The following is a 25,248-nucleotide window of genomic DNA, read 5'->3' on the forward strand; positions in this document are numbered from 1 at the left end:
ATTAAGCCGATTTCCACAATAATCGAATTCCAGTGCCGATCCGGGCGTCGCGTGATTGCCACACGGCCTATTCAGGCTGATCGGTGCATTACTCAGTATTTCCCATTTACAACAGGCACTTACGGAATTTTCTTTCGATATTTCCAGATTTAGCAAATATCTGTTACAGCGTTTGCCAAGGCGATTTAAAGCCTTTGACACGTAGACTTCGCCCGGGATTGCCGGTGTGGCTCCAATACCCGGAGCCGCTTCAGCGCGGTCTGAATGTCACAAGGAAAGTCATGAAGAATACTTTGATTATCGCGGGCGTCCTCGGCGCTTTCGCAGCCTCCGCTCACGCACAAAGCAGCGTTACTCTCTACGGCGCACTGGATGCGGGTATCGTCTATGCGAACAATGCAGGCGGCCACGCCGCATGGAACCAGGGTAGCGGCACCGTTGGCGACACGTACTTCGGCCTGAAGGGCAGCGAAGACCTGGGCGGCGGTCTGCACGCGATCTTCACGTTGGAAAACGGCTTCAACCTGAATAACGGCAAGGACACCGAGAGCGGCACGATGTTCAACCGCCAGGCGTTCGTCGGTCTGCAGAGCGACCGCTTCGGTACGCTGACGCTCGGCCGCCAGTATGACTCGATGGTCGACTACCTCGCTCCGCTGTCGGAAACCGGCTCGGGCTACGGCAACAACCTCGCCGCTCACCCGTTCGACAACGACAACCTTGACCACTCGTTCTCGATCAAGAACGCGGTCAAGTATCAGAGCGTCAACTACCAGGGCTTCAAGTTCGGCGGCATGTACGGTTTCAGCAATGACGCCGGCCAGTTCGCGAACAACCGCGCATGGAGCGCGGGCGCATCGTACGGCAACGGCCCGCTGAACTTCGCAGCTGCCTACCTGCAGATGAACAACTCGCCGACGAACACGAACGCCAACGGCGCGAATTCGGCTTCGAACGGCAACAACTTCAATCTGTCGGCACAAACGCAACGCACGTTCGGTGCAGGCGTGAACTACAACTACGGCCCGGCAACGGTCGGCTTCGTGTGGACGCACACGCAGTACGAAAACCTGATCGCTGGCGGCCAGGGCGGCAACACGTTCTCGATCCCGTCGGGCACGAACCTGCACATGGACAACTTCGAGCTGAACGGCGCCTACGCGCTCACGCCGGCTCTCGCCCTGAACGCGTCGTACACGTTCACGGACGGCAAGGTCACGGGTTCGAACGGTTCGGGCGATCCGAAGTGGCACACGGTTTCGCTGACGGCTGACTACTCGCTCTCGAAGCGCACCGACGTCTACGCTGGCGCTGTGTACCAGCACGCTTCGGGCAGCCTCGGCGACGCCGGCGCGAACGTGGCGATGATCAACACGCTGTCGCCGTCGACCTCGCAGAGCCAGGTCGCCGCAACGGTGGGTCTGCGTCACCGCTTCTAAGCATCGCTTGCTCGCTCCCTCGTGGAGCGACGAAGCGCGAGCACCCGATCGGCCGGTCGGGGCCCGCGCTTCACGCGGGCCAGACCCTTGGCCCGCTGCTTCATCCGCTTTCTACCTGAAGCACGACCGGTTCACGGTGCGTGGCGCGCTCATAAGGCGCGCCACCGCTGTGAACCGGTTTTCTTTTGTGGCTCAGGATTTCACAGCCGCCGGTGCGACGCTTGCCGCAGGCGCGGCTACGCCATTCGGCACGTCTTCCGTCGCTCCCCGCACCCGCGAAACCCATAGCACCGCCACGCATGTGAGCGCCGCGGCGATCCAGCCGTTCTGCCCAAAGCCGATGATCGCGCCGTGCGCGCCATTCGTGAGCCACTGGCCGCCCAGCCACGCGCCGATGCCCGTGCCGAGCGCCTGCACCGCGCTGTTGGCGCTCAGGAACGCGCCGCGCCGCGCGGGCTCGGGAATGGTGGTGAGCAGCGCCTGCATCGGCACCATGCGGCCCGACATCGAGATCATGAAGAGCGCGAAGAACGCCACGAGCGCGAAGAAGGGCAACGTCGGCAGATGCGTGACGAACAGCACCGGCGCGAGCGAGACGAGCGCCATCACGCGAAACACGCGGCGCTTGCCGTAGCGGTCCGCGAGACGGCCCACCGCGCGCGAGGTCATGAACGTCGCCGCGCCGCCCGCCATGTAGAGCCACGAGAGCTGCTGCGGCGCGACGCCATGATTGCCGACGAGCATCGGCGCGATGAACGGGATCACGAGCATGTGCCCGGCCATCATCGTGAAGGTGAGCGCAAAGGCCTTCAGATGGCGCGGCAACGTGAGCAGCTGCCAGAGATTCGGCAGCACTTGCGCGAGCGGCGTGCGCTGGCCGAGATGCTCGGTGAGCGAGGGCACGACGCGCGAGCCCGCGAGCCAGATTGCCACGGAGAGCGCGACGAGCAGCAGGAACGGCGCGCTCCAGCCGTAGTGCGCGCCGAGCAGCACGCCGGCTGGCACGCCCGCGATGGCCGCAATGGAGAACGCCGTCATGATGATGCCCGTGGCCGCGCCGCGCCGCGCGGCGGGAATCACGTCGCTCACGATCGCCATCACGATCGAGCCGAGTATGCCGCCGGTGAGGCCCGCGAACGCGCGCGCCGCGAGCAGCAGATGAAAGTTCGTGGCGAGTGCACAGGCGAGATTGGAGAGCGCGAAGAGTGCATAGGCCACTTGCAGCAGACGGCGGCGATCGAAGCGGTCGATATACGTCGCCGCAAGGAGCCCTGATAGACCCGAGCAGAGCGAATACGCGGAAACGGCCGTCGCGAACGCCGCGGGCGTGATCGCGAACGCATGCATGATCTGCGGGCCGAGCGGCATCATCACCATGAAATCCATGATGTTAGCCTGGGCAGAGATGTCAACTTAACGTAGGAAGACCTGGAAGAGCAGTACGCTTTTCAGACTATTTCTATTTTTTTTTTGAATTTATTCAGCTTGCCAGCAGGCAAGCTGAATTACACATAGACCGTGTCCGCAGGTTTGTTGCGGTCATTTAAAAGAGGATTTTTGATGTTTGAATTCGCAAGCTGGACTAGCTATCAATCTGCGATATCGCTCAGCGCTCTTGCCATCTTAAATGTCCGGCTAGAGCAAATTCACGACCACCGGTGCCTTCGGGCCCGACCGAAGAATTCAAATCTGTCGTCGTGAGGGGATTCCAGCAGTCAGCCGACTTATCAATTTTCCCGACAATGGACTTGCATAACGGCGGGATGTCCTCTATCTTAGGTTACTTATCTCCGGCCTTCGGGCCACCTTTCTTGCTCGCATTGGGTACGCAACAGAAGTAACAGTGACCCAACTAGGCTAGCTGGATCCTGTTTGGCTTTAGCTGATCGAGCAAGCTGAAGCGAACACTTAATGTCATACGAGGTTTTGTATGCAAGTGTTCGCTTTCGCCCAGAATTCTGGGCTCGTTCCTCCTGTTTTCCGCCACCCCAGAGTGGCGCGGATACGCTCGTCGTGCAAGCAGCCCATTAGGGCTTTTGCTCGGTCGCTGAAGCGAACCGCACGCTCGTCGGTAAGGAGCTTCCAATGAGGCTCCTATTCCACAGCGCGGGTATCCCTGGCTATGTGCCAGCTGGCTTTCAATTCCCTACACTGATCGATTCACGCGGCTTCATTCTTGAGGCAGCGTACCTATACATTCTGTATCAGGTCGCAACGAATGCGTGGTCATCTGAAGCGACAGCACGCACATTCGCTCAGCGACTCCTAGATATCTTTGCTTATTTTGAAGACAACGACATTCCATTCGAAAGCGTCTCGGTCGATCATCTTACTAACTACAGGGAATTTAAATTAGAGATTGGCGTTGACGGGAAGCGCTGCAAGCAGGCAACGGTTAATCTTGCTGTTGATGCGTTCAAATCTTATTGGGCATGGGCCTTAAAAAAGGGACTCATCGTCGAAACCAATTGCGTATCGATAGCTGAATATACGGTGCGCACTCGTGGGCTTCCGGCTTTCGCCGGCATCTGGCTTCCAACTGCTGACGACATAAAAGCGTTCATGTTGCATTTGCGCGGGCCAGAGGAGCGCATCGCGACAGGGCTCACTTTCTGTTCTGGGCTGCGACGATCTGAGGTGACTTCTCTGCCGGCGGACATCCTGCTTCCGCTGGACAAGATGCGGCGCCGATGGGGGGCCGTTCTCCTCGAATTAGACGGATATCACGCGCCGACCAAAGGGTCCAGGCGACGGAAAGTGGAAATCCCGGTTCGTCTGTACGGTGAGATGCTCAATTACAAAATGAGTGACCGCAGAGCAGGTCGCATTGAGCGCGCCAGTCAGGTTTGCGAAACGTTGTTGGTCACAAAATATGGACGATCGTGTAATCCGGATTGGTTAAATGACGCTTTTTTGCGTGCGAGCAAACTCAGCGGGATTGCGATTCATCCTCATCTTCTGAGGCATTGGTACGCGACACGATTTTTGGAATATGAAACGTCCGGGAGATTTAAGGGAAGTGAAGTTGCAGCTGTGGATGCGCTAAAGAATCTGCTTGGTCACTCCGATGTTAAAACAACGTATGGATACGTTCACCTCAGCGTACGTGAGGAATCGGAAAAAACTCGCGCGTTGACGCGGTATCAACGTGCACTCAGCGAAATTTTGGATAATTAGATCATGCGTAAATCACGACTGCATAAAGAAAACGGCAATGAAGTATCTGCGGGAGGAGTCGGTGAGGCGCCATGGCCTACGTGGATCTATCTGAATGAGCCCGGTCATATCCGGAGTTTTCGATTCGATTTCGGAATTTCGCCGGATCTCTTTCCTCTTGCCAAGGAATTCAGCGAAACACTATATCGATTGCGATTGGAGCTAAAGCCGAGATCACTTGAGCTACGATACCGTACTATTATGAACTATCTTGTCAGTTTAACGAAATGTCCGGAGATGATTCGGCCAAATTCAATTGCTGATATATCAAAGATCAACTTGGTTGAATATCAGGAGATACTTTCTCGACCCGTCAACATGCGGCCGGTAATGAAGAGGGCCAATGCTACCCATCGCGCGAGAGACCCTGTTTCTCTTCGCACCACAGTCACAGATGCGTGGCGGCTCGGAGTGGCGGCTAACGCTACTAGGCCTGATTTAGGACCGTTTGGTCTACGGAATGTGCCGAAGGATACTAGTTTAAAAAAGATTATTTATTCGCGCAAAGAATTTAAGTTGATCGTGAAGTTTCTGATTAATCGGCGCACCTTACCGCGAGGTGCGACATTAAATTCTGAGAGGGCTTATCTGGTCGCGTGCATTTGCACGCTGGCAGTTTTTTTGCCAATTAATCGATCCAGTGCTTTTATGTTAAACGAGAATTCGTTGCATCCAGGTGAACACGATCAACGATTCGACGTGGTGGTGGTTCGAAAGGACCGTCCGAAGCAGTCTGCGAATAGACTTCCAGAATTGAAGGGAGGCGGCGATGAGACAGATGCGATTGATGTGAAGATCAAGCGAAAAGGAGTTGTAAGAAAAATATTTGACGAAAATATAGAATACAACAGAGCGGCAAAGCTTGACACCTCCAATGGGTTGTTTCAGTGCAAATATGACTGCGCCGCTCAGGGCTACGACAATATATACGGAAGAATTACGGATGGTCCGTACGGCGCTGGAATGAAGGTGTTGCAAAGTGAATTAAACAAATCGGGAGCGAGGGCGGATAATGGGGGCAAGTTAATTATTTCAATGCGTAAATTACGAGATACGCTTGAGAATTATCTGCCGGAAGATACGCACATGCATGTTAAGGCGCGTGTTCTTAATCATAAAGATCCGGATACGACTGGGTCAATTTATGAAACCGTCACCGACGACGACCACTATAAATTTCAGAAGGGCCTCAATGCCATATCTGTTGTGGTCAATCGCTCCGTTACCGATGCGCAGGTGTGGGCGAGGGATGTTGGCCTCTCTCAGGATGTAATTCAACGTTTGATTGACGGAATGCTCAAGACCAAGGTTGCTTCATGTACTGATCCAATATACGGAGAGCTGGCGCCCAAGGATGGCCGGCCTTGTGCTAACACTCTTGCCTGCTTCCATTGTCACGCGCTAGCTGTCGTGGTGACCGATTTATACAGAATTGCCAGCCTAGAGAGACGAATTCGTCTGGACCTTGATGATGGTGTTATTCAGGGAGCCTATCGAAAGAGATTTGAGTTTATTTTGGAAGTTATTGATTTGGAGATATTTTCGCAATTCGAAAAGCGTTTGGTAAAAGCTGCGCGGGAGAAGGCAAAAAAAGTGCTTCATCCGCTGTGGATTGGAATTAATCTATCGAGATGACAATGACCCAACAATCCGTCGAGAAAATCGATAATACTTATCGAAGAAGGGTTTTTCATAACGTCGAGTTTCCTTTCAGAATTGGGGACGCAGCCTGGATTGTAACCGACGAGCTAAGGGGCGAGATTCCGAAAATTGGTTGGAAAAGGATTGATTTCAATCTGATTTTCGATGATGGGAGTCGTTTTTCTGATGGAAGGTATACTAATATGCTATATGTGGTGCAAAAATATCTTGAATTCAAATGGTGTTCCGGAAATTATCGAATAAATAGTTTTTGGAATAGAATTCGATTTTTTATTGCCTTTCTGGTGAATATTAGAAAGGTATGCTGCTTCTCGGAGGCATGGGGTGTCGACGAATATGTTGCGTACCGTAAAAAAATGGGGGGGCTTAAGGGTAGAGGGGCTAAAAAACCTAAAAATGACGGAAGATTAAAGGCGGACTCGCTTTTTAGATACATTGCATGCGTAAAGGAATTGTGGCATTTTAGCGAAGGGATGGAATATGGGTTGCGCGCAGAGCCGTGGGTAGGGAAAACGGCGGCGAAGGTTGCTGGCGCCAAAAGTAACAATGAGATGAATGTCGTCGAGCCATATGAGTTAGCCGTGTTTGCAGGATTCATTCGTGTCGCAAGACGTGATCTAGAGAATGTCGACGCAGTTTGTAAATTGTTGCTCTCGACCACGGACTATCGTGTTCGGATAGCCGCGGTGAACCAACTTCGTACTTCGGCAGCGCTTGCGATTTGCGCGACAGAGGGGATGCGACCTGACGAAATTTACTCCCTTGATGTGAATTGTCTTGAAAATGGGAAGCTAAATACGGAGGACGGCTTTGTTGATGTGACATGGCTAAACGGGCGCATATTTAAGGGTGAGCCACCGAGTGGTCGTCCACATCGATGGTTGGCGTCTGAAGAGACTATTCTCGCTGTTTCCGCGTTGAACAAAGTTCGACGTGCCCTAGATCTAGCTGTCAAGCACGGACGTATTCCGCCAAGTGACGCTCCAGCGATCGAGCAGTCGAAGGGACTGTTATTTCCAAAATTTAGATATCTAAACGGAAATAAGGCTTTTAATCCGCGTGCGGCGTTAATCGCCATAAAGAAGTATATTCAGCGGCCGGAATGTATGGAGTTTTTGACGGACGACACAGTTGTGACGCACCAACGCTTCCGGCCAACTATTGCGCGGGCCTTTGCGCGCCTAAAGTTGGGGGACGTTACGTATTTCAAAAGTCACTTTGGGCATACAAGTTCGAAGACCACACGCGGTTATTTTCTTACGTTTGCAGATGATGAACTGCAAGCTGATGCTGACAACTATATTAATAGTGAGTCCCAAAATATTTTGCACGAAATACTTTCGTCGCCCTTTCCTCTTGAGGGTGGGCGTGGGCGTGAACTCGAACCACTTCGCAGAGAGTATCCCGTGATGACGTTCGAAAGCAAAAAGGCACTTCTTCGAACGCTACAGCGCGGTCATCAGATTCGGATCGGACCTCAGTCGCTTTGCTTGGCCCGTAGAGGTAGAGCTCTGTGCTCGCAGGATTGCCTATACGAGCAAGAGAGTTGCCTTGATTGCGAAAATGGAGTTCTCACGAACCAACATCTACCCGTTTGGAAGGATATGCTAGAGCGCAATCAGGAAGTGCTACGCGAGCTTCCTGTTGGTTCACCAGGGAACGACGCAATTTCGGCAAATCAGATCGAAATTAAGGCAGCGGTCAAGAGACTTGGGAGGAAACCTCGGTCATGAAACGAAATCGGTTGCGTACTGATATAGAGAATCTTCTACTGCAATCTCTCTTTAGCATTGCAGCGGGGGAATCCGATGCTCGAATTCTGAGCGTGACAACGTTTGCGCGTGCCGCGGGGCTTTCCCGTCAGGCACTCTATAAAAGTCATGCTGATGTTGTGACTGTACTATCTTATCTTTCCCGCCCTCGGGGCACTGATTCGGAGGGGGCGGTGCTCCGGGAGCGTATTCAGAAATTGTGGCAGGAGAAAGAGGATTCTGACAAAAAGCTGCAGGGTGCAGTCATTCAAAACGGTGAATTGATAGTACAAGCTAATGAGCTTAGGCAGCAACTGAAGGCGCGCGGGCTGTCGATCGTTCGTTGAACCGTACCATTCGTACTAGATCTCTTGGCGAAAGACTCCAACGGTTTTGATCTTTCTGGGAAGAACGGCGTATGGATACGTACAAAGGTGCGGTGATTATCAATACGGCGCGCGATAAACGTACGCTTGAATATCTCATCTCGAAGTGTGGCAGCGAAGCAGTTGAGCAGGCATGTGCGAGTATTGCGGGGCGCCGAAAACCATACGTCTCGAACATCGCGAAGGTGTTAGGTGTAGAGATTCCTGACGAGGTTGTAATAACGCCGAGGGATGAAGCCTGCGAGCATCTATCTCGTTTAAAAGCAATCCTCAACAACGGCAAGTCAACGCGATTCAAGAATTCGCGGTAACACCGAGTTGCGCGGATCTCCATGTGGTCTGGTGGGCGATTTTCACAGTCGGAGTGGTGTCCGCACGACGGTGATCGTTGGTGGAGCCGAGCAAACGGGGCACGTGGCGAATGGGGGCATCACGCGTGCTCTGCGTGCGACGATCCGAATATGAAGCGCATCGGGCCGGCCGTCGGTCACATGGAGACGAACGGAAAACTCGATTGGTACTGGCCTAATGGCGCTCTTGCTTCTGCATGATGCGCCGCCGGGGCTCTGGAATGCCTCCCGTCTGCAGTCCGCGAATCGTACGAAGGCTTCGCTGCCGCCGCCAACGCATGTTTCCATGACAAACACTTTGAGATTCATCGTGTGCACGGATTCGAAGAATGAAGTCCGTGAGACTTTCGCCCGATGCACAACAGGACCGCGGCGGTCAGCTCCGTGGAGTTGAAAACCCTACTTCGCGAGATCAATGCCGAGAACATCGATTTCCACGATGGAGCCTTTCTATGGTGGAAAATCTCGCGAGTAGATATCCGGTCTTCAGCACGAACGTTGCCTGATGGCTCTCGGCGCCGCGCTTCGCCCAACACGCCTTCTAAGTCCTTGCCGCGCTCCAGCATCCGCGCGCCTCGCCCACCACCGACCTAATCGCCCTTGAGCATCAGTGGGCAGAGACAACGCTGGATCTCTCGAGGGTGGAAGATCGGGCGACGCCGTAGTAAGTTGGACAAGGACACCAAGCTTTACGGGCGAATATGCGCGGATAGGGAAGCGGGCGACGATGCTCGCTTTTTTTCGATCTAGCTCGCGCATGCTTTCGAGATGCCCTGAGGTTAATGGATAATATGTGGAGCTACGGTTTCGTGATCCGCTGATACGCCAGACTTCCGGAATTTCAACATTAGCATGGCCAACGCTCCTATCACAGGGACCGCACCGGCAGCCGCGAAGATTTCCACAATGCTCCATCCCAAGCCCAGCAGTTGGGCCCCCACAAGCGCGCTGGCCACCGCTCCCAGGCGTCCGATGCCATGCATCCAGCTTACCCCGGTCGCCCTGGCGTTCGTAGGGTAGTACAACGCTGCATAAGTATTCATCCCGATGTTCTGCGTGGGTAGGACAAGACCGCATACGAAGAGGGTCACATAGAGTATTGAGACGGAATGTATGGTGATCGACATGGAGAACAGCAAGCACGCACCGAGCAGCATCACAACAATCAAGGTTCGCGCGGCCCCACATCTACCCATAATCCATCCAATAATGAGTGATCCCACGGCTCCCCCCCAACTGAACAGCGCGACGGCAACGCCACTTTCGCGCACCGAATATCCCAGGACATGCATCATCGTTGGCAGCCAGTTCAGCAGCAGGTAGACCACGAACAGGCCGGTGAAATAGCAGATCCAGAGTACGACCGTTCCGAACAACATCTTGGGCGAGAGAATGGTCCGGATGGAACCTTGTTCGGCGACATCCACGTCCGCGACCCAAAACGATTCATCTGGATCAAGCGGCGTGCTGTTCATACGAAGGAGAATTCGTCGAACTTCGTCCGCTCGCGCACCTTGAGCAGCCAGAAACTTGACCGATTCTGGCATAAAAAAGATGATGCAGAGGGCCGTCACCGTGGCGATTGCACCTCCACACAGAATAAAGGCGCGCCAACCAAATGATGGAATCACCCACGCCGCGACCAATCCACTCCCCATCGCTCCGATTGGAAATCCGCTGCACATGACAGCGAGCAGGGCACTGCGCAGTCTACGAGGTACGAATTCGCCCCAAAGGCTGACTGCGGTAGGAATGGCGGCGCCAAGACCGATCCCTGCCACGAATCGTGTGGCTGCAAGCGATTCAAGGCCGTTGCTGAATGCACCGGCAAGTGTTGCAAGTGCAATCAGCGATACATTGACCAGCAGAATCCGCTTGCGTCCCCAGCGGTCAGCAGCGGGGCCGGATGTCAGTGCACCGACCATCAGGCCGAACAGCGCCGAACTCAGTACGGGCCCCAGTGCCTGCTTCGACACACCCCAGTCTCGCATCAGGTCAGGCGCAACAAACCCTATCAACACCGTGTCGAAGCCATCAATGACGACTATCCAGAAGCAGAGGACCCCGACGAGCCATTGGAATCTGCTTATGGGTTGCTGATCAATGAATGCCTCAACGTCTATGCCGCTCGTTTGAGCCATGGTAGTCTCCTTCGCGTCATGCATATACTTTTTACAATGCCTCTGACGACTCGTGATTTAGAACGGATAGGTTGGGATGACCTCGTTCGTTGTCACCCACTGAAGCGTTGTGAATTCTTCATGATTTGTAGGTGAGCCGTATCGCGATCCATTGCCGGAATTTTTGACGCCGCCAAACGGGGCATGAGCCTCGTAAACGATCGTCTGATCGTTCACGTGGACCATCCCGGCCTTGATGCCTCGCGAAATGGCCATCGCCCGGTCTAGTGACCGACTCTGAACAGCGGATGAGAGCCCGTAGTCACCCCTATTAGCAAGATCTACAGCCTGCTCGTCATCGTCGAAGACGGTGATGGACGCGACTGGGCCAAACACTTCGTAGTCGAACGTCGGCATACCCGGAAGGACGTCGGTCAGAACGGTGGGTTGATAGAACAGCTTGTCGTACTTGCCACCCGTTAGTAACCTGGCGCCTGCTGTCGCGGTGGACTTCACGAATTCGTCGATCTTTTCAATCTGTTGCTGGCTGATTATGGGACCCAGTGCGACGTTTTCGCGATATGGATCTCCGACTGGCAGGTTCTTCGCACGCGAGGCCAGCATCTCCGCATACTGGGCCGCGATCTTGCGATGGACAATATGGCGACCAACCGCGACACAAACCTGACCCTGATGCAGGAATGAGCCATACGCAGCCGCCGACGTCGCGCGCTCGAGATCGGCGTCGTCCAGGACGATCAGCGCGTTGTTGCCGCCGAGTTCCAGGGAAACCTTTTTTAGGGACTCACCGGCAATACGTGCAATCATCTTTCCGGTTGCCGTCGATCCGGTAAAGGAGATCATCGGAATATCAGGATGCCGAACGATGGCGTCACCCACTTCTGCGCCCCCAGGCAGCACGCTTAGTACACCAGCCGGCAAGCCGGCATCTTGGAATATCTGCGCGATAATGAGCCCACCAGATATCGGGGTCTTGGGGTCCGGCTTTAGGATGACCGCGTTGCCCAGTGCGACTGCGGGCGCGATCGATCGAACGGCAAGCGCGAGCGGAAGATTCCAGGGCGTGATGACGCCGACCACGCCAATGGGAACGCGGCGAGCGATGCTGAGGCGGGTGGGCGATCCGGAAGGAAGCAGCAGTCCTTCTGGTTGCGTCGTAAGCGCGGCCGCTTCATGCAGTTCCGAGATAACGCTGGCGAACTCAAACTCGGCTTTGGGCATTATCGAGCCGGACTCGCGCATGAGGATCTCGAGGATCTCTGGCTTTCTCTCTTCGAACAACGCTGCGGCGCGACGAAGGATTGCTGCCCGGGTGCCTGGGGCAGTGTCCGCCCACCGCCTCTGCACAGACACCGCGGCTTCCGCGGCCTCATAGACGTGATGTTTGGACGCGAGACCCACGATGTCAAGGAGTTCACCTGTCGCCGGCTCCATGACTTCAAGTGAGTTAACACCTTCGCTTGTCCATCGCGACGAATATATGCTGCGATGCCACTCCGAACGGTTCAATTTTGTATTCATGTTCGATGCCCTTCTTCCTCATCAAGGTGTTCTGGAAATAGCCACGCTTCAGCCATACCGTAGTTGTTCAGCGTAGGCTATTGGCGGTATCAATCTGGTTGCCAGCCGCATGCTGGATGGGGGATCATAGGGACGACATCGGACTAGCAGGAAGTTAAGTAATTTCCCTATGCCGAATTGTTCCAATATGGGACATCGTTGCCGCGAAACGCAATTCTTGAAGGTCTAGCAGCATGACTGATTCATACTCAATGCCTGTCTTTCCAGAGCCGGAGTTCCGATGGAAACGTGCGCGTGAAAAATTCTTCGGCGATCATCAACGGCCCACAGGCATGGTTCGTGACACCGTAATCCAATCGTGGGAGCGATGTCTGGGAAACGGGAGGTCGACGGAGGAATCTGTCACGCCACCCGTAGTGCCTGACAATGAACTGAAGAACGCACTTCGACGAAGTAGGCGTCTCATCGAGGCAGCAGCACCTGAACTGGACAAGCTTGAGCTAGCGCTGGCCGGTACGGGGTGCTGCGTTTCACTGCTTAATTCGGTGGGTGTCATTGTGCGTTCAAGCCCAGAACAAATGACGACGGGCCATGTCATTCGGCAGTTGGCGCGACTTGGGGTTGACATGTCGGAAGGTGCGATTGGGACCAGTGCGCCCGGCATTGCTATGAAGACCGGTCACGCGGCACTGGTCGAAGGGGGCGAGCACTTTTTCAACGGACAGGGATCGATGCGATGTGCTGCTGCACCTATCTGCGATGCACAGGGCAATCTCGCGGGCGTCCTGAACCTTGCCATTGAGTTCCATCCGTTCGGGTTCGATCCGGGTGCTATCGTCGGCATGTACGCGGGGGTTATCGAAAACAGGCTGCTCAAGGCGCAGCCCATGGATAACCTGCTTCTGGAGTTTCAAATTGCGCCCGCACTGATTGGAACTGGGCTGGAGGGACTGGCCGGGATCAGACCCGACGGGACGGTCGCATGGCTAAACGGAGTCGGGGCCCAGCTGGTGGCGCCGCAGCAGACGCGGCAACTTTCCGTAGAATCGGCTTTTGGCCTGACTATGGCAGACCTTCGCAGTCATTGTTCCGAGCGTGGAAGAATTGAAACCGCGCACAGGTTGCCCAACGGTCTTCTCGTTTTTTTCGTTGTATCGGATTGTTCCCGCGCGGAGCAATCGGGGGCGGTCAACGATTCTCGCGAGAGCCCTTTGAACGGCACTGAAATCCCGTCAATAGTCTCGTCGCTGCCTCAGTCATCCAGTGACCGACTGGCGGCGAAAGAAAGATCGCTGATCCTTGAGGCGCTTCAAGCCTCTAATGGAAACGTCTCGTGCGCTGCAAGGCGACTGGGAATCTCAAGAGGCAGGATCTATCGGGCTTTGCGCGGAACGGCTAGGTAGGCCGTCAGGTGACCCTGTCGTGCCTTCTGTGGAGAAGCGTAAGCGAGGCGCACTGGTCACGACGGCCGCTTATGCGCTTGCTGTCGAATCGCATCACGGCTCAAGCATCCGCAGCAGAGATCAGTACTTGCACAGAGAAAATGGTGATAAGCGAAGTCCTGCCACAAAAGCCGGCAGGACAAGTTCGCAGTGTTGAAGGTAAGAGGAGAGTGCTTATCTCTGGCTGACGTGCGAACTGGCTGCTTTCAGACGCGTCAGCGCGAGATCGACAGCAGCGACGTGCGTCGAGATTTTGTCGGTTTTGGAAACATCGAGGACCAGTTCGACATTTCGTTTGATTCCATCGCGCGTGTGCTTTTCGGAACCTTGTTCTGTCCGGTGATGCAGTTCAATCCCGGTCGCGTACATGACACCACCCGCGTTAGCAATGAAGTCCGGTACGTAAACAATGTCCCGCGCAAGGAGGGCATCGGCAATGTCTTCATTCGTCAACTGATTATTTGCCGCACCGCAAATGATGTGGGCAGAGAGTTGAGGCACGATCTCATGGGTCAGTACGCCACCAAGCGCGCAAGGGGCCAGGACATCGCACGATTCGAGCATTGCTTCCTCGGGCGTCACCCACTTCGCACCGATCTCTTCGGCGAGCGCCTTGCGTGATTCGTCGATATCGGCAACCGTCAGGATTGCGCCTTCCTTCGCGTAGTCTTTCGCCAAAAGCGTGCCGATCCCGCCGAGGCCGACAATACTCACCCTGAGACCCTTCATCGAGGTCTTCTGGAGCACGCTACCAACAGTGGCCCGGATCGCGGTATCCACGCCGACATACGTGCCGAACGTCGTACCGCCTGCGCCGCCCGCTTCCTTCGAATATCCTCCCGCGAATGGTGTGCGCCGACGGATGATGTCAATGTCAGCCGGGCCTGTGCCGACATCTGGTGCTACGTGATAGGTGCCGTCGAGTGAGTGAACTTGATCAGCAACGTCCAGAAGAATTGCTTCTTTTATCTGTGGGGTCAAGGTGAAGCCAGACGGCAGGGGCACAACAGTTTTACCGCCGCCGGTACCGTTATCAATCGCTGCGGCTTTAACGGTCATCGCCTGGGACAGGCGAAGTACGTCTGATATAGCTGTAGCGCTGTCGTCGTAGTGCTTTATGCGAAGTCCACCAACCGCCGGCCCCAGCACGGTTGAGTGAACACCGATCATTACAGGTAGTCCGGTTCTGTACCCCGGTTTAATCTGGAAAAGTTCGTGATCGGTCGGAATAAAGAGTTCTGCCATTTTTGTGCTCCAGTAGCTGGCGTTTGACATTGGGGATCAGATAACGCTGATTTGATTAGCTGGCCTTGGACCGGCCGAAAGTGTGCGCGCCAGCCTGTTCGGTAGATTGAGGTTACTGTCCTCGTGCATCTCTCGAAGACGGTGTGATCAGGTAGTGGCGGGCGTCAGTAGGACGTAGATTGTGATCTAACTGCCCCGCATTGCGAGTCGCACTAGCCTTGGTGGAAATATCCGCCAGGTGCCATCTGGATGACGAAAGAAGAAAATCGAAACAGGGGTTGTTGTGCCGACGATCTCCACTCGAACGTAGCACTTCTGATTCGCCCGGCTATTTCTGAACTCTGCAACCCGAATCTGCCTGTGTGGGCCAGGGGCGAGCCAGTGCTCGACCATCAGGCGCAGTGACTTTCCACCACTAGCCATCGACTTCCTCTTCGTCTCACCAGAACTGCTCTTTGTTGCGTACACTTCATTGCAACTCGTGAAACTTCGACGCTACGTCGCTTGGGTTGCTTCAGCGCTTCCCGGCTGGGATCAGGCTGCAACCACGGGTTCTCAACTCCAGCACCGGCTGCCGTCGGAAACACAAGTGATCAACAAGTCGCGCCGTCCAACTGAGGATCAAGAATATTGGATTGATCCCGACCAAGGTGAGGCCATTCTGCACGCGGTACACCCGTCCGAATAGAACGTTTTTGCTCAATTGTCCCTTCAGAGTCTGCAGCCCGAGCACGGAATGTGGCGGCTGGGAAGATTGCTACGCAAATGACCGGCACGCTCCGACGGATCTCCCATTTTTGGGAGCGAGCCCGAGCCGTCAGCACCGGGTCTGGATTCGAACCGTTGCGTCATTTCTCGCGATCGCGGGCACCGGACCCTTCGGTGCCCGTCAGCTAACTGCGTGAATTCCAGAGCGTAGGGAAAGCAAAGCGCGAGGGCGTCAATCGACGCGCCCTAATGCCATGACGACATCGATCGTGCGACGAGCGTTGCCGCTGTACCTTGTCACGGCACCTGCGCGAGGTTACGGCGCGCAAAAATGGTTGTCACAGGTGCTCCATGAGCGCGCCTTTGCGCCGCGCCCAGGGGGACCTGGATGTCGCAGCGCACATTCGGGCAATCCGCAAAACCGCGCCTACAGTACCAGTTCGATGAGGCTCGGTCCTGACCGGCCAAAGCTTTCCTGAAGTGCCTTGCGGAACTCGTCTGCTGTATCGGCGCGGACGGCCGGGACACCAAAACCGTTCGAGATGTGAACCCAATCGATCTCCGGCCTCTCGAGTCTGAGCATGTCTTTGCCGCGCTGTGAGACTTCAGCATTCATCTTCTGCATTTCATGGAACAGGATTGCGTAGGATCGGTTTGAGAGAATGACTGTTGTGATATCCAGATTCTCGCGCGCCTGCGTCCACAACGCCTGCACAGTGTACATGCCGCTTCCGTCTGCCTGTAGTGCTACTACCCGTCGATTTGGCGCAGCAATGGCCGCCCCAACTGACAGCGGTAGTCCGATGCCAATCGCACCGCCCGTAAGTTGAAGCCACGAATGGGGCGCAGCACCAGCGAGCATGTCGTAGAACAGTTCACCCAGTGAAATCGCTTCGTCTACCACGACTGCGTTCATGGGAAGCTGGTCTGCCAACACAGCAGCCGCGATGGCTGCCGAGGAATCTTGTGCCCGTGGCGCGGCGAGATCCGGCGCGACCGGTGCGCCAATACGCTCTTCAAGTGCTTTGTCGATCTCGTTCAGCGCGTATATCGCGTCTTCGTGATGATCGGCGACGACATGCAGCTTTGCGGTCGAGGGGTACGCGGCGCTGGGGCGTCCCGGATAGGCGAAGAACGCGTTCGGTGGATCAGCGTCGAACAACAGAATATGTTCGACGTTCCGAAGATCCGCAACGGCATTGTCAATATGAAAAGGCAACCGCCGTACACTTAGACCATCCGGGCTGCGATCGATTCTGGCATTGAGAAGTTCGGCGCGTATCCGTGCTCCTGATTTCGAAGCGATGCGACTTGCGCTTTCGGTAGCTCGCGCTGACAGGGCCGAACCGCCAAGGAGAATGACCGTATTCCGTCCCGAGCGCAAGATCCGCAGCGCCTCGTCCAACGCAGTCGACTCAGGCTTCACTCGCGCTCCGCGAGATTTGGCCTTGCCTGCGTTGCCGCCGTCCGACCACGCGGTGTCTGCAGGCATTAACAGCGTGGCAATCTTACCGGGATATTCCCTTGCAGTTTCAATTGCTTCTACGCAGATCGTGCCAACGCTTGCAGGTTCGTCGATCGACTTGACCCAATGGGAAAAGGGTTGTGCGATTGCAGGGACGTCGGACGACAACGGTGACTCGGCTTCACGATGGAAGGTGGCATGCTCGCCGACAATGTTGACAATTGGCGAGCGCGCCTTCAATGCATTGTGCAGATTGGCTTGAGCATTGGCCAAACCTGGGCCCAGGTGCAACAAGGTGGCAGCGGGGCGGCCAGTCATACGAGCGTAGCCGTCCGCGGCGGCGCTTGCCACGCCTTCGAACAGGCATGGCACGTACCGGATACCCGGTGCGGACTCCAACGCTGCAACAAAGTGCATTTCTGAGGTTCCCGGATTCGCGAAGACTACATCGACTTCGGAATCAAGAAGTGTACGTACAAGTGCTTCTGCCCCATTCATAGGGTATCTCCTGCCATGAAAACATCATTTAAAAAGACCCGAGAGGCGGGAGTGGTTCTGCAGTACACGCGAATGAAGCACCGAGGGTTGCATAGGCGAGCGGCAGCGGGCCAAGTCCGGTACGCACTTTCGGTCTCTGTGGTTTAGCCGGTTGCCATTGGACACTGGCACTCGTTTTCGTTAGGTGTGTGCCTTCACTTGACAGTGCTTACCAGCGCGGCGCCGACTCGGAGAGCTGGAGAAGACCACGACCAAACGAGAAATTCTCATTCGGAACCGGAATCAGGGAGATAAAGACATCGTCGGGTGAGATATCCACATTTGACTGTAACAGGCGACTAATTGCGGCTACGAGGGCTCGCTTGTCTTCAATTGGACGGTGCGCGCCAATCTGCACGGTGATGATCATCGCGTCCGCACTACGTTTCATGTCCATGAACGTTGGGTCAATAAATAGCTCGTCTTCGTCATGTTCACTGATGATGATGAAGCGGTCACCTTCAGGAATGTTCAGCCCCTCGACCAGGGAGCGGTTGAGCGAATTTCCGATTGCCTGCTTCTGTGCCTTCGAAAAACGGCCTTTAGGGATATGTGCGTGAAATACTGGCATTGAAGACTCCGTAGATCAGTTGATAATTCCGTCGCCGCGGGGTGTCGGATGTCCAGTTGACTGCTGCATGGTGGTGAACAGGTTAGGCAGGGCGACGACTCCGTAGCGACATGAGTGGGATAGGGCGATGTTTCCCCTTACTGCGTTGCCCCAAGGTGCTCGGTGAACCACGTCACTGCCGCACCACATGCCGTCTCAAATGCCGCGGCGTACGGTGCAAAGTGCCCTCCGGGGATGAGCGCGAGGCGTTTGGGGTGCAATGCCTTTTCAAAGGCATCCAGCTCGAGATCGGTCAGTGTCAGAGTGTCCTGCGCAGCAACAACCATGAGCAATGGGGTCGGCGAGACACGGGCCGCCCAGATACCCGGTTCGTACATCCGGGCTGCGAACGTAGAGCGCAGCGTGACCGAGTTTTTCCAGGAACTTTCTGAAATCGGTTGCAGATAAAAGTCGATTGCCTCCTGGGCTCGGTAGGCAGCAAGTTCGGCGGGTTCCGCGCTGACAATCGACTGTGTGCGAGGCTTCTCACCGCGATGTTGTGCGTACAGATCTTCACTCAGGAGATCTATGAAAGCGGACTGCGCATCGGAGTGCACGCGGCGTCGGCCTTGCTCAAACCCGCTGATGGTCGGTACCTGAGACACGATGCATTTCAGACGCCGGTCGGTCGCACCCAATATGAATGCGTGCCCGCCGCTATAACTTGTTCCCCATAGACCGATTCGATCATTGTCGACCTCGGGCCGGCTTGCAAGGAATGAAATCGCATGTCGCCAATCATCGATCTGCTTCCATGGATCGACATCCTGACGCGGGAGACCGTCGCTTGAGCCAAAACTGCGGTGATCGTGAACGAGGACGACAAAGCCAGCTTCGGCGAACGCTCGCGCGAAGCGTTCGAGACAGTGCTCTTTCACGGCGCCGAAGCCATGTGCCATTGTGATGGCCGGCCGTTTTGTTCCGTCGTCCGGAGGAACAAAGAGCCATCCGCGCAGTGTCACACCATCCTGTGCTTGAAACTCGATGTCGGTTCTCGAAATCATCTCGGGTATTCCATTAGTCGCAAAATTATGTTGATATGCGCATAATAGACAACAGAACGATGCATTGCAACCATCCCTTTGTCGGTGTACGCGGAGATCAGATATGTCGCAGTTTACGCAAACGAATGCCCACCATGAGCGACAGCCCACGGTCATCTGTATTCACGGTTTTCTAGACAACAGTTCGGTCTGGGCACCCCTGACCGATGCTCTAAGGCCAGAGTGCGCTGCTGTTTTCACGGTCAACCTGCGAGGAGCGGGTGACTTGCGTGACTCAGGAGGACCATACACGCTACAGCAAGCCACAGCAGATGTGGTCGGGCTGATCGACCAGCATGACCTCCATGACATTGTGCTGGTCGGTCACAGTATGGGCGCACAGATTGCGGAGATGGTCGCGCAGCGACGGCCGCGACAGATTATGGCGATGGTATTAATGACGCCCACGCCGCTCGCCGGAAACCGGTTGCCTGCCGATGTGGTCGATTTCCTGAGGCAGAGCGGCGCAAACGCAGCAACCCAGCGTAGTATCCGCGAGCAGTTTTCCTGCAATCTCGATCAAGATACGCTGGAACGATTGACGGACGCTTCCGTCATGATGGGGGTGGAAGCGGTTGAGGGTTATTTCGATGCGTTTAGCACAGGCGATCCGAGTGGCCTCGAACCGTGCACGTTTTGCGGGCCCGTTCTGCTCATCGGTGCGGAGAGCGATCCCGTCATACCGGCAAGTGCGGTGAGGCAGGCGCGCGAGACGCGTTACAGGCTGAGTGAACTCGTGATGATCCCACGCTCCGGACACTGGCCCCATCTTGAGCAGCCGCGCGAGACTGCGACTGCGATCATTCGGTTTCTGCAAGGTGCAGATCTGCTGTAGGAAGCTTCCCGTACGTGCTTGATCGTTTCAGGGCGCAGGTCGTGTGCGGGGGTAGGTCGGCTGAAAAGTTGCAGTATGGGACAGCAGGATTGCAAAAATGCGCATATGTGCATATATTCTCGCAGACGAGCTTTGCAAACTGTTCTACACCATGACCACATCTACTAAGTCAATTGAGGATATCGACGGCCGCTGTAACTGTCTGGCGGCCCGTCAGGCATCGCGCTACCTGACGGCCGCCTACGATCGGGCACTGAGTCCGGTGGGGTTGCGTGCCACTCAGTTCTCGATTCTTCACAAACTTGCCAGTGCCGGACCCTTGACGATTGGTGAACTTGCCAAGATCATCGCCATGGATCGTACGACGCTGTCGACCAATCTGAAACCCCTTGAACGCGATGGCTTGCTGGAAATTCGAACGGGAGAGGACCGACGGGCGAGAGAGGCGCATATCACAAATGCCGGGGTGAAGCGGTACCATCAGGCGTTTCCGATGTGGACAGCGGTGCAGGACGAGTTTGAATCATCGTACGGCATGCGTGACGCCGCGGCGCTGCGCAAATCATTGCGTTCGGTTCTGGAAACCGGCTTTGCGCCGTGGGATGAGTAGGGCGACAGAGTGGGGCGAAGGCGACGGGTAACAGATGCGACCGGTCGCGTAAGCCTCAATTTTTTCAATCACATATGAGCATATGCTCATATTGGGTGCAATTCGGAACGCCGATCTGATCGACGGCGGTCCCTGAAACTGGAGACATAACATGAGCAATACAGCGATCATCGCGGCATGCGAGAAGGCGTTTAGTGGTTTCGAAAAGAACGATAAAACGGAGCTGGTTGGCCTGCTTGCCGAGGACTTCGTGTTCGAGTTTTCTGATTCGCTCCCGTACGGGGGGACGTACAACGGCAAGGAAGAGTTCCTTGCGTTCTGGAAGCACGTCAACGGCGAGTACGAGTATTTCAACTATGAAGCCCGGGCGGTACTGGCGGTAGAAGACTATGTCATCGTGCCGGTGATCGCGCGCGCGAAAAGCAAGAAGGGTGGTTCGATGGAAAACGAACATCTATTCCTCTTCAAGGTGAGTGATGGAAAGCTCGTATACGGGCGGATCTACGCGGATACGGCACGCGGTCGTGACCTCCTCGAGGGGCGTGAGCCTCGGCGCTACCCGAAGGCACTTGCCGTCTGAATGGTGCTTTTAAGCGGGAATCTGTTGAGGGAGAGGAAACGTGTCGATCGAATGCCAAACGTCCACGGAGTCGCGGCAAAGTGATACGCGCGACACGCTCGTGATCCCGGTGGGCGATTCGGCACATGAGATCTCTTGGATTCCGGAGGCTGAGTTCGACGAATTCCAGCGCGGACGCAGGATGATTCTGATCGCGGCAGTACTGATGTGCTTGTGCCTGATGATCTGGGTCGGCGGACTTTACAGCTGAGCAACATCGGGCTACTGATCGTGAATTTCCCATAAATTAATAAGTATTGCTATGCGAAATTCATCGGCGTGATCTATAACCTTCTGACGAAGTGGGGGATGTCGTTGGCGGCGGGGCCTCCTGTGAGGCCCCGCTGATGAATGGCGGTATATGGGAACGGAAGCAGGTGCGGTCCATTCAGGCGGGATGTGCGCGGAGGCGTCGCGAAGCAGATTTAGCTGACGTCACGCAGGACCCCGGAGCCTAGATCGGTCTTCTGGTAACGCGGGAATCGGCATGCTGCTGCACTTGCTATGAAAACTCAGGCAACAGCTGTTGTGGAGGCAGTGGGGCTGTCCAGACTCGACTGGGTTCACCCGTGTTTTTGGCTTGAGTTGCGAGCTTAAAGCCGGTCCGCAACAGCTACGCCGGATGATCTCTCAGGTGAGCGGCGGCGGATTCCTGAACATAGGCGGACGGTTCACCGTAATGTGCGATACGCTCTGAGCGCAATTTATGAACGGCCCCACTCTAAGGCTGGCAATACGATCACATTGATTGCCGGTTTCGCGGTGAGGGCAATGGCTCAGATGGTCACCGCAAGCCGATTCCATGGGACACGCGCTTATCGTAGCCGCGGCCGCATTAGCGATAATCTCGGTTTCGCAGCGCCATGCAGCTTCAGCAGGTTAGATAACGCCGCGCAGCTAAGGACATTCGGGACGTGTTTCGCGTCCCTCAGTTGTTGGAACGAGCATGCAACTGCGAACCTCACGAATCAGCAACTTTTCTGGTGAGTTGTCCGGGTGAAAATCCGAAACAACTTTTGAATTGGCGCCCGAAGTGACTGTGATCCGAAAAACCGGCTTGAAGAGCAACACGACCGATTTCCTCACCGTCATGCAGCATGCGCTTGGCGTTCACGATCCGTAATACAAGCTGGTAGCGATGGGGTGGCAAGCCATACATTTGGCTAAAACGGCGACAAAAATGTGCTGGCGAAAGCGCTGCCCGTCGCGCGAGTTCGTCAAGAGAGACAGACTCGTTCCAGTGCGACTGCAGGTGTTGCAAGGAGTTGTAAAGTCTGCGCTCATACCTGTGCGCGTAAAGGTCATCATCGGAGTTTGCGTGATTCCCATGCCTCAGCAGAATCTCGTCCAGGATCGCGCCGCACTCTTCGTTCAGGGATGCGTCAGCGGGTGACCCTGATCGTTCACAATTCAGCAGATCAAAAACAAACGCGATCAGTCGCTGCGCGATAGGCCGATCCGGTATCGCATTCGCCGGCAGATTGATGTCGTCCAAGCCCAGGGCGTGTGCCTGTTGGCGCAACCGCGCGTCACTGACGTACAGCATCACGTACTGGCATGGCGTTGTCCCTAGCGCGCGTCCCGCATGTGGCCGGTATGGCCGAGTCACCACCAGTTGGCCTTCCTGGATGACGTTGCTGTGCGCGTCGGCAGCGTTGTCCTGAATCCCAGACACGACTGCACCGATTGACCAGGCGTCATGGAGGTGTGGAGCGAACCGGTGGGAGTAAAAACTTGCATGCATCACTTCGACACCACTCAGGCGATTCAGAGCGCTCGAGTAATGTGCAAAGTCTGCTGATAGGCGATTGGTCTGGCTCATGTCGTCTGTGACAACCCTTGTTGACAGGTGTCTATTTCTGGCCACCTTGCGTCAATGTACTAGGCCGTCGGTCGGCAAATCTAAACTAGTACCCCGAATAGTAGTCCTTTCGTGAGCAATTGCGCGTGTTCGGGGGGCAAGCAGCCATAGATGTGGCCCTAAAAATTGAAGGGCAGTGCATCCGCATGTGCGTCGATCCGAAGCGGGGCTCCTTTGCCAAGGAAATCCGTCGCCCTCAAGCAACCCAGTGTGTGTCGCCAATTTCTTCCGCGCTAGAACGTTTTTGCTCGATGTAGATAGCTACGCGCAGGCGTAGTTTGCGGTGTTCTCCAAGGTACGACAGGAACTGTTGTCGCTGCCTGCATCGCACATCGCCAAGGCGGGATGGGCCAGACGCTCCAGCGGTCTGGGCACTAGTCGCGCTTGGCAAAGTTGCGGCCAGACTGTTGCGAAATGGAACAATCACGAGTAGGGAAACTACCTGTATTCCGTCAAAAATTCGACCACCCCTATGATCCGGCCACGGTCCACGGCACGGGCTTCCATATGCAGTGCGTTGCTTGTCGCGATTGTGTCTGCCGACGAAGACGTTTTCTGCTCTTCAATGACAAAGGAGGTTTTTTTCAATGAATTCAGTACGTCATTCCATTGCGTACCTGCCCGGATGGAAGTGTGCGGCCAGCAAGAAATTTGATGTTGTGAGGCTCGCCGCGGGAGAGTTTCTCGTTGGACTTGCGTGTCCCGGCCACGTTTGCGAAGCCGCCGAAGTTAGGCAGGTTGCACTCTCTCAATGGGCAGAGACATAGGGCAATGCTCGTGCGCCAATTTTATATCGGGTGGCCGCCTATTTCGAACCGCACTTGGATGACGTTATTGAACGGTGAATTCGCGAAACTGGCTCGAAACGTCCCAAGGGGGATTACGAGTTCGCAGGCGCGCTCGTTGAATCGTACGAAGCCGCAGCACGACCTTCGCGAGTCGACGGAGGACTTTCACCGTTATGAAAGCGGCAGGCCGACGCGTGCTGCCAGTCGCCAGCCGAGTAAAGAATCTTTGGAATCTGGTGAACCCGTTTCGCATTCGGACCGGCTATCAGTCGGCAACAGCCGGACAAAATCGACAGTACCGCTCAGGACACCGCTTCGCCAGGGGCAGAGATACTCGGCGGCGCACAGTATCGGCAATTCAACTATTAGCCAACGATTTTTCTGAACGTCATTGGCTGACGGGACCGCGGTGCTAGGCCTGCATGCTTGGCTTACCGAATCGGCGTCGAAACGGGACGCCGTGGCGTTATCAGAACGCCGATGAGAGGCAATTAAACACGACAAGCTTGCGCATCATGATTAAAGCCGATGCGCGTAGCCGGGTTCACATCGAGTCCTCCAGATCCAGACCTGTGAGGAGTGGGTGTGCAACGCGGATAGGAAACTATATGGACATTTTTATCCAGCAGGTACTCAACGGGCTGGTGCTTGGCAGCATCTACGCCATCATCGCTCTCGGCTACACCATGGTGTACGGGATTCTGGGCATCATCAACTTCGCGCACGGCGACGTGCTCATGGTGGGCGCCATGGTCGCGCTCTCTGCGATCAATGTGCTCCACAATCACTTCCCGGGCCTCGGGAACATCCCCACGCTGTGCATCGTCCTTGCCGTCGCCGCGGTCGTATGTGCGGGCGTCGGGTACACGATCGAGAAGGTCGCGTACCGGCCGCTGCGCCGGGCGCCGCGCCTCGCACCGTTGATCACCGCGATCGGTGTGTCGATCCTGCTGCAGACGCTCGCCATGATCATCTGGGGCCGCAACCCGCTCGCGTTCCCCCAGCTCATCTCGACCGAT

19 protein-coding genes and 1 pseudogene are annotated in these 25,248 nt (G+C 55.5%); 12 read left to right on the top strand and 8 right to left on the bottom strand.

Annotation, left to right across the window (positions count from 1 at the left end; genetic code table 11):
* Positions 1 to 281: 281 nt before the first annotated feature.
* Positions 282 to 1,439: a porin gene (locus U5A58_RS33505; protein ID WP_321964646.1), complete on the top strand. Its 1,158-nt coding sequence runs from the start codon at positions 282 to 284 to the stop codon at positions 1,437 to 1,439.
* Between the two features lie 192 nt (positions 1,440 to 1,631).
* Here U5A58_RS33505 and U5A58_RS33510 read toward each other — a convergent pair.
* A pseudogene (locus tag U5A58_RS33510) lies at positions 1,632 to 2,828 on the bottom strand (MFS transporter); the annotation flags it as partial.
* A 696-nt stretch (positions 2,829 to 3,524) separates the two neighbouring features.
* On the opposite strand from U5A58_RS33510, the gene U5A58_RS33515 reads away from it, so the two are divergent.
* The 5 genes from U5A58_RS33515 (at position 3,525) to U5A58_RS33535 (ending at position 8,765) form a co-directional block, all read left to right on the top strand.
* On the top strand, positions 3,525 to 4,616 hold the full coding sequence (locus tag U5A58_RS33515) for a site-specific integrase (protein WP_321964647.1): 1,092 nt from the start codon (positions 3,525 to 3,527) through the stop codon (positions 4,614 to 4,616).
* Between the two features lie 3 nt (positions 4,617 to 4,619).
* Entirely contained in the window at positions 4,620 to 6,290 is a 1,671-nt protein-coding gene (locus U5A58_RS33520; RefSeq protein ID WP_321964648.1) for a hypothetical protein, read from the top strand.
* Between the two features lie 2 nt (positions 6,291 to 6,292).
* The gene (locus tag U5A58_RS33525; protein ID WP_321964649.1) at positions 6,293 to 8,050 is read left to right on the top strand and encodes a hypothetical protein; all 1,758 of its coding nucleotides are present in this window, start codon (positions 6,293 to 6,295) and stop codon (positions 8,048 to 8,050) included.
* The gene (locus U5A58_RS33530; RefSeq protein WP_321964650.1) at positions 8,047 to 8,415 is read left to right on the top strand and encodes a hypothetical protein; all 369 of its coding nucleotides are present in this window, start codon (positions 8,047 to 8,049) and stop codon (positions 8,413 to 8,415) included. The genes U5A58_RS33525 and U5A58_RS33530 overlap by 4 nt, the downstream gene beginning before the upstream one ends.
* Before the next feature lie 71 nt (positions 8,416 to 8,486).
* A complete protein-coding gene (locus tag U5A58_RS33535; RefSeq protein ID WP_321964651.1) occupies positions 8,487 to 8,765 on the top strand; it encodes a cryptic plasmid protein A in 279 nt (92 codons plus the stop codon).
* An 818-nt stretch (positions 8,766 to 9,583) separates the two neighbouring features.
* Here U5A58_RS33535 and U5A58_RS33540 read toward each other — a convergent pair.
* Both U5A58_RS33540 and U5A58_RS33545 read right to left on the bottom strand, forming a co-directional pair.
* Entirely contained in the window at positions 9,584 to 10,945 is a 1,362-nt protein-coding gene (locus U5A58_RS33540; protein WP_321964652.1) for an MFS transporter, read from the bottom strand.
* Positions 10,946 to 11,002: 57 nt separating this feature from the next.
* Positions 11,003 to 12,466: an aldehyde dehydrogenase family protein gene (locus tag U5A58_RS33545; protein WP_321964653.1), complete on the bottom strand. Its 1,464-nt coding sequence runs from the start codon at positions 12,464 to 12,466 to the stop codon at positions 11,003 to 11,005.
* Between the two features lie 233 nt (positions 12,467 to 12,699).
* Here U5A58_RS33545 and U5A58_RS33550 point away from each other — a divergent pair, with 233 nt between their 5' ends.
* A complete protein-coding gene (locus U5A58_RS33550) occupies positions 12,700 to 13,869 on the top strand; it encodes a helix-turn-helix domain-containing protein (protein ID WP_321964654.1) in 1,170 nt (389 codons plus the stop codon).
* A gap of 213 nt (positions 13,870 to 14,082) precedes the next feature.
* Here the strand turns inward: U5A58_RS33550 and U5A58_RS33555 are convergent, their stop codons facing one another.
* The 4 genes from U5A58_RS33555 to U5A58_RS33570 form a co-directional block, all read right to left on the bottom strand.
* On the bottom strand, positions 14,083 to 15,153 hold the full coding sequence (locus U5A58_RS33555) for a Glu/Leu/Phe/Val dehydrogenase dimerization domain-containing protein (RefSeq protein WP_321964655.1): 1,071 nt from the start codon (positions 15,151 to 15,153) through the stop codon (positions 14,083 to 14,085).
* Between the two features lie 1,135 nt (positions 15,154 to 16,288).
* Positions 16,289 to 17,824: an acetolactate synthase large subunit gene (locus tag U5A58_RS33560; RefSeq protein ID WP_321964656.1), complete on the bottom strand. Its 1,536-nt coding sequence runs from the start codon at positions 17,822 to 17,824 to the stop codon at positions 16,289 to 16,291.
* Positions 17,825 to 18,032: 208 nt separating this feature from the next.
* A complete protein-coding gene (locus U5A58_RS33565; protein ID WP_321927569.1) occupies positions 18,033 to 18,434 on the bottom strand; it encodes a tautomerase family protein in 402 nt (133 codons plus the stop codon).
* 137 nt (positions 18,435 to 18,571) lie between these two features.
* Positions 18,572 to 19,477: an alpha/beta hydrolase gene (locus tag U5A58_RS33570; RefSeq protein WP_321964657.1), complete on the bottom strand. Its 906-nt coding sequence runs from the start codon at positions 19,475 to 19,477 to the stop codon at positions 18,572 to 18,574.
* A gap of 103 nt (positions 19,478 to 19,580) precedes the next feature.
* On the opposite strand from U5A58_RS33570, the gene U5A58_RS33575 reads away from it, so the two are divergent.
* The 4 genes from U5A58_RS33575 (at position 19,581) to U5A58_RS33590 (ending at position 21,791) form a co-directional block, all read left to right on the top strand.
* Positions 19,581 to 20,351, top strand: a complete 771-nt coding sequence (locus U5A58_RS33575; RefSeq protein WP_321964658.1) for an alpha/beta hydrolase — start codon at positions 19,581 to 19,583, stop codon at positions 20,349 to 20,351.
* A gap of 151 nt (positions 20,352 to 20,502) precedes the next feature.
* On the top strand, positions 20,503 to 20,961 hold the full coding sequence (locus U5A58_RS33580; RefSeq protein WP_321927566.1) for a MarR family winged helix-turn-helix transcriptional regulator: 459 nt from the start codon (positions 20,503 to 20,505) through the stop codon (positions 20,959 to 20,961).
* Between the two features lie 151 nt (positions 20,962 to 21,112).
* Positions 21,113 to 21,541, top strand: coding sequence for a nuclear transport factor 2 family protein (locus tag U5A58_RS33585; RefSeq protein WP_321964659.1), 429 nt, complete (start codon positions 21,113 to 21,115; stop codon positions 21,539 to 21,541).
* Between the two features lie 40 nt (positions 21,542 to 21,581).
* Positions 21,582 to 21,791, top strand: coding sequence for a hypothetical protein (locus U5A58_RS33590; protein ID WP_321927564.1), 210 nt, complete (start codon positions 21,582 to 21,584; stop codon positions 21,789 to 21,791).
* A gap of 750 nt (positions 21,792 to 22,541) precedes the next feature.
* Here the strand turns inward: U5A58_RS33590 and U5A58_RS33595 are convergent.
* Positions 22,542 to 23,402, bottom strand: coding sequence for an AraC family transcriptional regulator (locus tag U5A58_RS33595; protein ID WP_321964660.1), 861 nt, complete (start codon positions 23,400 to 23,402; stop codon positions 22,542 to 22,544).
* 1,435 nt (positions 23,403 to 24,837) lie between these two features.
* On the opposite strand from U5A58_RS33595, the gene U5A58_RS33600 reads away from it, so the two are divergent.
* The coding region (locus tag U5A58_RS33600) for a branched-chain amino acid ABC transporter permease (protein WP_321964661.1) at positions 24,838 to 25,248 on the top strand (411 nt) is incomplete at its 3' end.

The sequence above is a fragment of the Paraburkholderia sp. J7 genome (genome assembly GCF_905220155.1).
GTDB lineage: Bacteria > Pseudomonadota > Gammaproteobacteria > Burkholderiales > Burkholderiaceae > Paraburkholderia.

Bases quoted from the DNA above. Each gene is read 5' to 3' on its own strand.
- U5A58_RS33520 (WP_321964648.1), top strand. From the start codon at position 4,620: ATGCGTAAATCACGACTGCATAAAGAAAACGGCAATGAAGTATCTGCG.
- U5A58_RS33580 (WP_321927566.1), top strand. From the start codon at position 20,503: ATGACCACATCTACTAAGTCAATTGAGGATATCGACGGCCGCTGTAAC.
- U5A58_RS33535 (WP_321964651.1), top strand. From the start codon at position 8,487: ATGGATACGTACAAAGGTGCGGTGATTATCAATACGGCGCGCGATAAA.
- U5A58_RS33595 (WP_321964660.1), bottom strand. From the start codon at position 23,402: ATGAGCCAGACCAATCGCCTATCAGCAGACTTTGCACATTACTCGAGC.
- U5A58_RS33555 (WP_321964655.1), bottom strand. From the start codon at position 15,153: ATGGCAGAACTCTTTATTCCGACCGATCACGAACTTTTCCAGATTAAA.
- U5A58_RS33515 (WP_321964647.1), top strand. From the start codon at position 3,525: ATGAGGCTCCTATTCCACAGCGCGGGTATCCCTGGCTATGTGCCAGCT.
- U5A58_RS33575 (WP_321964658.1), top strand. From the start codon at position 19,581: ATGTCGCAGTTTACGCAAACGAATGCCCACCATGAGCGACAGCCCACG.
- U5A58_RS33550 (WP_321964654.1), top strand. From the start codon at position 12,700: ATGACTGATTCATACTCAATGCCTGTCTTTCCAGAGCCGGAGTTCCGA.
- U5A58_RS33540 (WP_321964652.1), bottom strand. From the start codon at position 10,945: ATGGCTCAAACGAGCGGCATAGACGTTGAGGCATTCATTGATCAGCAA.
- U5A58_RS33505 (WP_321964646.1), top strand. From the start codon at position 282: ATGAAGAATACTTTGATTATCGCGGGCGTCCTCGGCGCTTTCGCAGCC.
- U5A58_RS33585 (WP_321964659.1), top strand. From the start codon at position 21,113: ATGAGCAATACAGCGATCATCGCGGCATGCGAGAAGGCGTTTAGTGGT.
- U5A58_RS33570 (WP_321964657.1), bottom strand. From the start codon at position 19,477: ATGATTTCGAGAACCGACATCGAGTTTCAAGCACAGGATGGTGTGACA.
- U5A58_RS33525 (WP_321964649.1), top strand. From the start codon at position 6,293: ATGACCCAACAATCCGTCGAGAAAATCGATAATACTTATCGAAGAAGG.
- U5A58_RS33560 (WP_321964656.1), bottom strand. From the start codon at position 17,824: ATGAATGGGGCAGAAGCACTTGTACGTACACTTCTTGATTCCGAAGTC.
- U5A58_RS33565 (WP_321927569.1), bottom strand. From the start codon at position 18,434: ATGCCAGTATTTCACGCACATATCCCTAAAGGCCGTTTTTCGAAGGCA.
- U5A58_RS33530 (WP_321964650.1), top strand. From the start codon at position 8,047: ATGAAACGAAATCGGTTGCGTACTGATATAGAGAATCTTCTACTGCAA.
- U5A58_RS33545 (WP_321964653.1), bottom strand. From the start codon at position 12,466: ATGAATACAAAATTGAACCGTTCGGAGTGGCATCGCAGCATATATTCG.